Below are 6901 nucleotides of genomic sequence, written 5' to 3' on the forward strand. Positions count from 1 at the left end.
GTGAAACCATCAATAGTAAACAGAATAAAATCAAACTGGACGCTGAAACGTCTAGGTAAAGTGGCAATGACAGTGGCTTTCACACTTGTGATTGCCATTTTTCTTTTAGCCATGCTGGGAACGGTGGTTCAAGCTGCGGGCTTGGTAGATGATACGGTCAATGTGGCAAATGAATACAGCCGATACCCACTTGAAAACTATCAACTGGATTTTTATGTGGATAATAGCTGGGGCTGGCTTCCGTGGAACTGGTCGGACGGGATTGGAAAACAGGTCATGTATGGACTATATGCCATTACCAATTTTATTTGGACAATCAGTTTGTATGTTTCCAATGCGACAGGTTACTTAGTACAGGAAGCCTATTCCTTAGACTTCATTTCCGCTACAGCAGATTCCATTGGTAAGAATATGCAGACCTTAGCTGGTGTGAGTGCAAACGGATTTTCAACAGAGGGTTTCTATGTTGGATTCCTCTTACTCTTGATTTTGGTTCTTGGGGTTTATGTTGCCTATACGGGACTGATAAAGAGAGAAACCACAAAGGCAATTCATGCCATTATGAATTTTGTGCTGGTGTTTATCCTATCGGCTTCCTTTATTGCCTACGCTCCCGACTACATTAAAAAAATCAATGACTTTTCATCAGACATCAGTAATGCCAGTTTATCACTTGGCACGAAGATTGTCATGCCCCATTCCGATAGTCAAGGCAAGGACAGCGTGGACTTAATCAGAGATAGCCTGTTTTCCATACAGGTTCAGCAACCGTGGCTACTGCTTCAATACAACAGTTCAGACATTGAAAGTATCGGTATTGACCGTGTGGAAAGCCTGCTCTCCACCAGCCCAGATTCCAACAATGGCGAAGACAGAGAAAAAATTGTTGCGGAAGAAATTGAAGACAGAAGCAATACCAATCTAACCATTACAAAGACCATTAACCGTTTAGGTACAGTCTTCTTCCTATTTGTCTTCAATATTGGGATTTCCATATTTGTATTCCTATTAACAGGAATCATGATTTTCTCGCAGGTACTTTTTATCATCTATGCTATGTTTCTGCCTGTGAGCTTTATTTTAAGCATGATTCCATCATTTGATGGTATGTCAAAACGAGCCATAACAAAGCTCTTTAATACCATTTTGACACGAGCTGGAATCACATTGATTATTACGACAGCATTTAGTATTTCAACCATGCTCTATACCTTATCGGCTGGTTATCCGTTCTTTTTGATTGCTTTTCTACAGATTGTGACCTTTGCAGGAATCTACTTCAAGCTGGGCGATTTAATGAGTATGTTTTCTCTACAGAGTAACGATTCTCAAAGTGTGGGAAGTCGTGTGATGAGAAAACCTCGTATGCTTATGCACGCTCACATGCACCGTCTACAGCGGAAACTTGGACGTTCCATGACTACTCTAGGGGCTGGGTCTGCCATTGTTACAGGTAAAAAAGGACAGTCGGGTTCGGGGAGTTCTGCAAGGACACAAGCAGATCACTCCCGACCAGACGGAAAGGAAAAATCAACACTTGGAAAACGTATCGGTCAAACCATCGGTACAGTAGCTGATACCAAAGACAGAATGGTAGACACTGCTAGTGGTTTGAAAGAACAGGTTAAAGATTTGCCGACCAATGCAAGATATGCAGTATATCAAGGAAAATCCAAAGTAAAAGAGAATGTCCGTGATTTAACCAGTAGTATTTCTCAAACCAAAGCGGACAGAGCCAGTGGACGCAAGGAACAGCAGGAACAAAGGCGAAAAACCATTGCGAAGCGTCGCTCTGAAATGGAACAGGTCAAACAGAAAAAACAGCCTGCTTCTTCTGTTCATGAAAGACCGACTACAAGACAAGAACAATATCATGATGAACAGACCTCAAAACAGTCTAATATTCAGACTTCATATAAGGAATCTCAACAAGCCAAACAAGAGCGTCCAGCAGTTAAGTCCGATTTTTCAAGTCCAAAAGTGGAACGCCAAGGCAATACCGTTCAAGAAAAAACCGTTCAAAAGCCAGCAACTTCAACCACTACAGCAGATAGAACTTCACAACGTCCAATCACAAAAGAACGTCCGTCTACTGTTCAAAGAGTACCACTACAAAATACAAGAAGTAGACCACCAATCAAAACCGCCACCATTAAGAAAGTCGGTAAGAAACCATGAAGTTGAAAACTTTAGTGATTGGTGGTTCTGGATTATTCTTGATGGTCTTCTCACTGCTTCTGTTTGTTGCCATTTTATTTTCAGATGAACAGGACAGCGGAATTTCCAATATTCATTATGGAGGTGTGAATGTTTCCGCAGAAGTGCTGGCTCATAAGCCTATGGTAGAAAAATATGCCAAAGAATATGGCGTTGAAGAATATGTCAACATACTTCTTGCGATTATACAGGTGGAATCGGGCGGTACTGCGGAAGATGTTATGCAGTCCTCGGAATCCCTCGGTCTTCCACCTAATTCATTGAGTACAGAAGAATCCATTAAGCAAGGTGTGAAGTATTTCAGTGAATTATTAGCCAGTAGCGAAAGGCTCAGTGTAGATTTAGAATCGGTTATCCAGTCCTACAATTATGGTGGTGGTTTCTTAGGGTATGTGGCTAATCGTGGAAATAAATATACCTTTGAACTGGCTCAAAGTTTCTCAAAAGAGTATTCAGGTGGCGAAAAAGTGTCTTACCCCAATCCCATAGCCATACCTATCAATGGGGGCTGGCGATACAACTATGGCAATATGTTTTATGTGCAACTGGTAACGCAGTATCTTGTCACAACAGAGTTTGATGATGATACGGTACAAGCCATCATGGACGAAGCACTGAAATATGAGGGCTGGCGATACGTTTACGGTGGAGCTTCCCCGACTACTTCTTTTGATTGTAGCGGACTGACACAATGGACGTATGGAAAAGCTGGAATTAACTTACCACGAACCGCACAACAGCAATATGATGTGACCCAGCATATCCCACTATCGGAAGCACAAGCTGGCGATTTGGTTTTCTTTCATTCTACCTATAACGCTGGCTCTTATATTACTCATGTTGGGATATACCTTGGCAATAACCGTATGTTTCATGCAGGCGACCCAATCGGTTATGCCGACTTAACAAGCCCCTACTGGCAACAGCATTTAGTGGGAGCAGGACGAATCAAACAATGAGAAAGGAAGATTTAATGATGAAATTTAGAAAAAATCAGAATAAAGAAAAACAGATACCAAAGGAAAAGAAACCTCGTGTCTACTATAAGGTCAATCCTCATAAAAAGGTTGTGATTGCCTTGTGGGTACTTTTAGGGCTTAGTTTCAGCTTTGCGATATTCAAGCACTTTACAGCTATAGATACTCATACTATTCACGAAACAACTATCATAGAAAAGGAATACGTTGATACTCATCATGTAGAAAATTTTGTAGAGAACTTTGCGAAAGTCTACTATTCATGGGAGCAATCCGATAAGTCCATTGATAATCGAATGGAAAGTCTAAAAGGCTATCTGACAGATGAACTTCAAGCTCTCAATGTTGATACAGTACGCAAAGATATTCCTGTATCGTCTTCTGTAAGAGGATTTCAGATATGGACGGTAGAGCCAACTGGCGACAATGAGTTTAATGTAACCTACAGTGTAGACCAGCTCATTACAGAGGGAGAAAATACAAAGACCGTCCACTCTGCTTATATAGTGAGTGTCTATGTAGATGGTTCTGGAAATATGGTACTGGTTAAGAATCCGACCATTACCAACATACCTAAGAAATCAAGTTATAAACCAAAAGCCATTGAAAGTGAGGGGACGGTTGATTCCATTACAACCAATGAAATCAATGAGTTTTTAACGACGTTCTTCAAGCTCTATCCTACAGCGACAGCCAGTGAACTTTCCTACTATGTGAATGACGGGATATTAAAACCAATCGGAAAAGAGTACATCTTTCAAGAACTGGTAAATCCTATTCACAATCGTAAGGATAATCAAGTCACGGTATCGCTGACAGTGGAGTATATCGACCAGCAGACCAAAGCAACGCAGGTATCTCAATTTGATTTGGTACTTGAAAAGAACGGGAGTAATTGGAAGATTATAGAATAACAAATATTGGTACATTATTACAGCTATTTTGTAATCACGTACTCTCTTTGATAAAAAATTGGAGATTCCTTTACAAATATGCTCTTACGTGCTATTATTTAAGTGACTATTTAAAAGGAGTTAATAAATATGCGGCAAGGTATTCTTAAATAAACTGTCAATTTGATAGCGGGAACAAATAATTAGATGTCCTTTTTTAGGAGGGCTTAGTTTTTTGTACCCAGTTTAAGAATACCTTTATCATGTGATTCTAAAGTATCCAGAGAATATCTGTATGCTTTGTATACCTATGGTTATGCATAAAAATCCCAGTGATAAAAGTATTTATCACTGGGATTTTTATGCCCTTTTGGGTTTTTGAATGGAGGAAAATCACATGAAAATTATTAATATTGGAGTTTTAGCTCATGTTGATGCAGGAAAAACTACCTTAACAGAAAGCTTATTATATAACAGTGGAGCGATTACAGAATTAGGAAGCGTGGACAAAGGTACAACGAGGACGGATAATACGCTTTTAGAACGTCAGAGAGGAATTACAATTCAGACAGGAATAACCTCTTTTCAGTGGGAAAATACGAAGGTGAACATCATAGACACGCCAGGACATATGGATTTCTTAGCAGAAGTATATCGTTCATTATCAGTTTTAGATGGGGCAATTCTACTGATTTCTGCAAAAGATGGCGTACAAGCACAAACTCGTATATTATTTCATGCACTTAGGAAAATGGGGATTCCCACAATCTTTTTTATCAATAAGATTGACCAAAATGGAATTGATTTATCAACGGTTTATCAGGATATTAAAGAGAAACTTTCTGCCGAAATTGTAATCAAACAGAAGGTAGAACTGTATCCTAATATGTGTGTGACGAACTTTACCGAATCTGAACAATGGGATACGGTAATAGAGGGAAACGATGACCTTTTAGAGAAATATATGTCCGGTAAATCATTAGAAGCATTGGAACTCGAACAAGAGGAAAGCATAAGATTTCAGAATTGTTCTCTGTTCCCTCTTTATCATGGAAGTGCAAAAAGTAATATAGGGATTGATAACCTTATAGAAGTTATTACTAATAAATTTTATTCATCAACACATCGAGGTCCGTCTGAACTTTGCGGAAATGTTTTCAAAATTGAATATACAAAAAAAAGACAACGTCTTGCATATATACGCCTTTATAGTGGAGTACTACATTTACGAGATTCGGTTAGAGTATCAGAAAAAGAAAAAATAAAAGTTACAGAAATGTATACTTCAATAAATGGTGAATTATGTAAGATTGATAGAGCTTATTCTGGAGAAATTGTTATTTTGCAAAATGAGTTTTTGAAGTTAAATAGTGTTCTTGGAGATACAAAACTATTGCCACAGAGAAAAAAGATTGAAAATCCGCACCCTCTACTACAAACAACTGTTGAACCGAGTAAACCTGAACAGAGAGAAATGTTGCTTGATGCCCTTTTGGAAATCTCAGATAGTGATCCGCTTCTACGATATTACGTGGATTCTACGACACATGAAATTATACTTTCTTTCTTAGGGAAAGTACAAATGGAAGTGATTAGTGCACTGTTGCAAGAAAAGTATCATGTGGAGATAGAACTAAAAGAGCCTACAGTCATTTATATGGAGAGACCGTTAAAAAATGCAGAATATACCATTCACATCGAAGTGCCGCCAAATCCTTTCTGGGCTTCCATTGGTTTATCTGTATCACCGCTTCCGTTGGGAAGTGGAATGCAGTATGAGAGCTCGGTTTCTCTTGGATACTTAAATCAATCATTTCAAAATGCAGTTATGGAAGGGATACGCTATGGTTGCGAACAAGGATTATATGGTTGGAATGTGACGGATTGTAAAATCTGTTTTAAGTACGGTTTATACTATAGCCCTGTTAGTACTCCAGCAGATTTTCGGATGCTTGCTCCTATTGTATTGGAACAAGTCTTAAAAAAAGCTGGAACAGAATTGTTAGAGCCATATCTTAGTTTTAAAATTTATGCGCCACAGGAATATCTTTCACGAGCATACAACGATGCTCCTAAATATTGTGCGAACATCGTAGACACTCAATTGAAAAATAATGAGGTCATTCTTAGTGGAGAAATCCCTGCTCGGTGTATTCAAGAATATCGTAGTGATTTAACTTTCTTTACAAATGGACGTAGTGTTTGTTTAACAGAGTTAAAAGGGTACCATGTTACTACCGGTGAACCTGTTTGCCAGCCCCGTCGTCCAAATAGTCGGATAGATAAAGTACGATATATGTTCAATAAAATAACTTAGTGTATTTTATGTTGTTATATAAATATGGTTTCTTGTTAAATAAGATGAAATATTTTTTAATAAAGATTTGAATTAAAGTGTAAAGGAGGAGATAGTTATTATAAACTACAAGTGGATATTGTGTCCTGTATGTGGAAATAAAACACGATTAAAGATAAGGGAAGATACTGAATTAAAAAAATTCCCCCTCTATTGTCCGAAATGCAGACAAGAAAATTTAATTGAAATAAAGCAGTTCAAAGTAACTGTGATTACAGAGCCAGACGCAAAGACGCAGAGCCGATAAAATGAGATTAATACAATCTCATTTTATCGGCTCTTTCCGTTATGTATGGATTCTTTTAATTAGTCTTCGATGTTTCTTGCTTCGTTGATACCGCTGGCTAAAGATTCCATTAAGGATAGTTCTTTGTCTGTAAAGCTATCCATGTATTTCTCTATCTGTAATCGTCGGGTGCTTTTTACCAAGTTATTAGCAGGTAAGAAAAATTCATCAA

The 6901-nt window shown here is 38.3% G+C and carries 5 protein-coding genes and 2 pseudogenes; 6 read left to right on the forward strand and 1 reads right to left on the reverse strand.

The window, feature by feature from the left end; genetic code table 11:
• The 6 genes and pseudogenes from C231_RS0104910 to C231_RS08435 all read left to right on the forward strand — a co-directional run bounded on the left by C231_RS0104910 (position 1) and on the right by C231_RS08435 (position 6690).
• Complete coding sequence (locus C231_RS0104910; protein WP_000804748.1) at positions 1-2178, forward strand: CD3337/EF1877 family mobilome membrane protein; 2178 nt, start codon at positions 1-3, stop codon at positions 2176-2178.
• A complete protein-coding gene (locus C231_RS0104915; protein WP_000769868.1) occupies positions 2175-3176 on the forward strand; it encodes a bifunctional lytic transglycosylase/C40 family peptidase in 1002 nt (333 codons plus the stop codon). Before C231_RS0104910 ends, C231_RS0104915 begins: the two co-directional genes overlap by 4 nt.
• Positions 3173-4108 (forward strand): conjugal transfer protein, encoded by a 936-nt coding sequence (locus tag C231_RS0104920; protein WP_001224320.1) that lies wholly within the window; start codon positions 3173-3175, stop codon positions 4106-4108. The genes C231_RS0104915 and C231_RS0104920 overlap by 4 nt, the downstream gene beginning before the upstream one ends.
• Positions 4109-4421: 313 nt before the next feature.
• A pseudogene (locus C231_RS08840) lies at positions 4422-4469 on the forward strand (hypothetical protein); the annotation flags it as partial.
• A 15-nt stretch (positions 4470-4484) separates the two neighbouring features.
• On the forward strand, positions 4485-6404 hold the full coding sequence (gene tet(M), locus C231_RS0104925; protein ID WP_000691736.1) for a tetracycline resistance ribosomal protection protein Tet(M): 1920 nt from the start codon (positions 4485-4487) through the stop codon (positions 6402-6404).
• 118 nt (positions 6405-6522) lie between these two features.
• Positions 6523-6690, forward strand: a complete 168-nt coding sequence (locus C231_RS08435) for a cysteine-rich KTR domain-containing protein (protein ID WP_000336323.1) — start codon at positions 6523-6525, stop codon at positions 6688-6690.
• A 59-nt stretch (positions 6691-6749) separates the two neighbouring features.
• Here C231_RS08435 and C231_RS08440 read toward each other — a convergent pair.
• Positions 6750-6901 (reverse strand): annotated as a pseudogene (locus tag C231_RS08440) (XRE family transcriptional regulator); the annotation flags it as partial.

Source organism: Allofustis seminis DSM 15817 (assembly GCF_000374325.1).
In the GTDB taxonomy this organism is placed as follows: Bacteria; Bacillota; Bacilli; order Lactobacillales; family Carnobacteriaceae_A; genus Allofustis; species Allofustis seminis.

What these genes read in the sequence shown, in the direction of transcription:
- C231_RS0104915 (WP_000769868.1), top strand. Translation starts at nt 2,175, where the DNA reads ATGAAGTTGAAAACTTTAGTGATTGGTGGTTCTGGATTATTCTTGATG.
- C231_RS0104920 (WP_001224320.1), top strand. Translation starts at nt 3,173, where the DNA reads ATGAGAAAGGAAGATTTAATGATGAAATTTAGAAAAAATCAGAATAAA.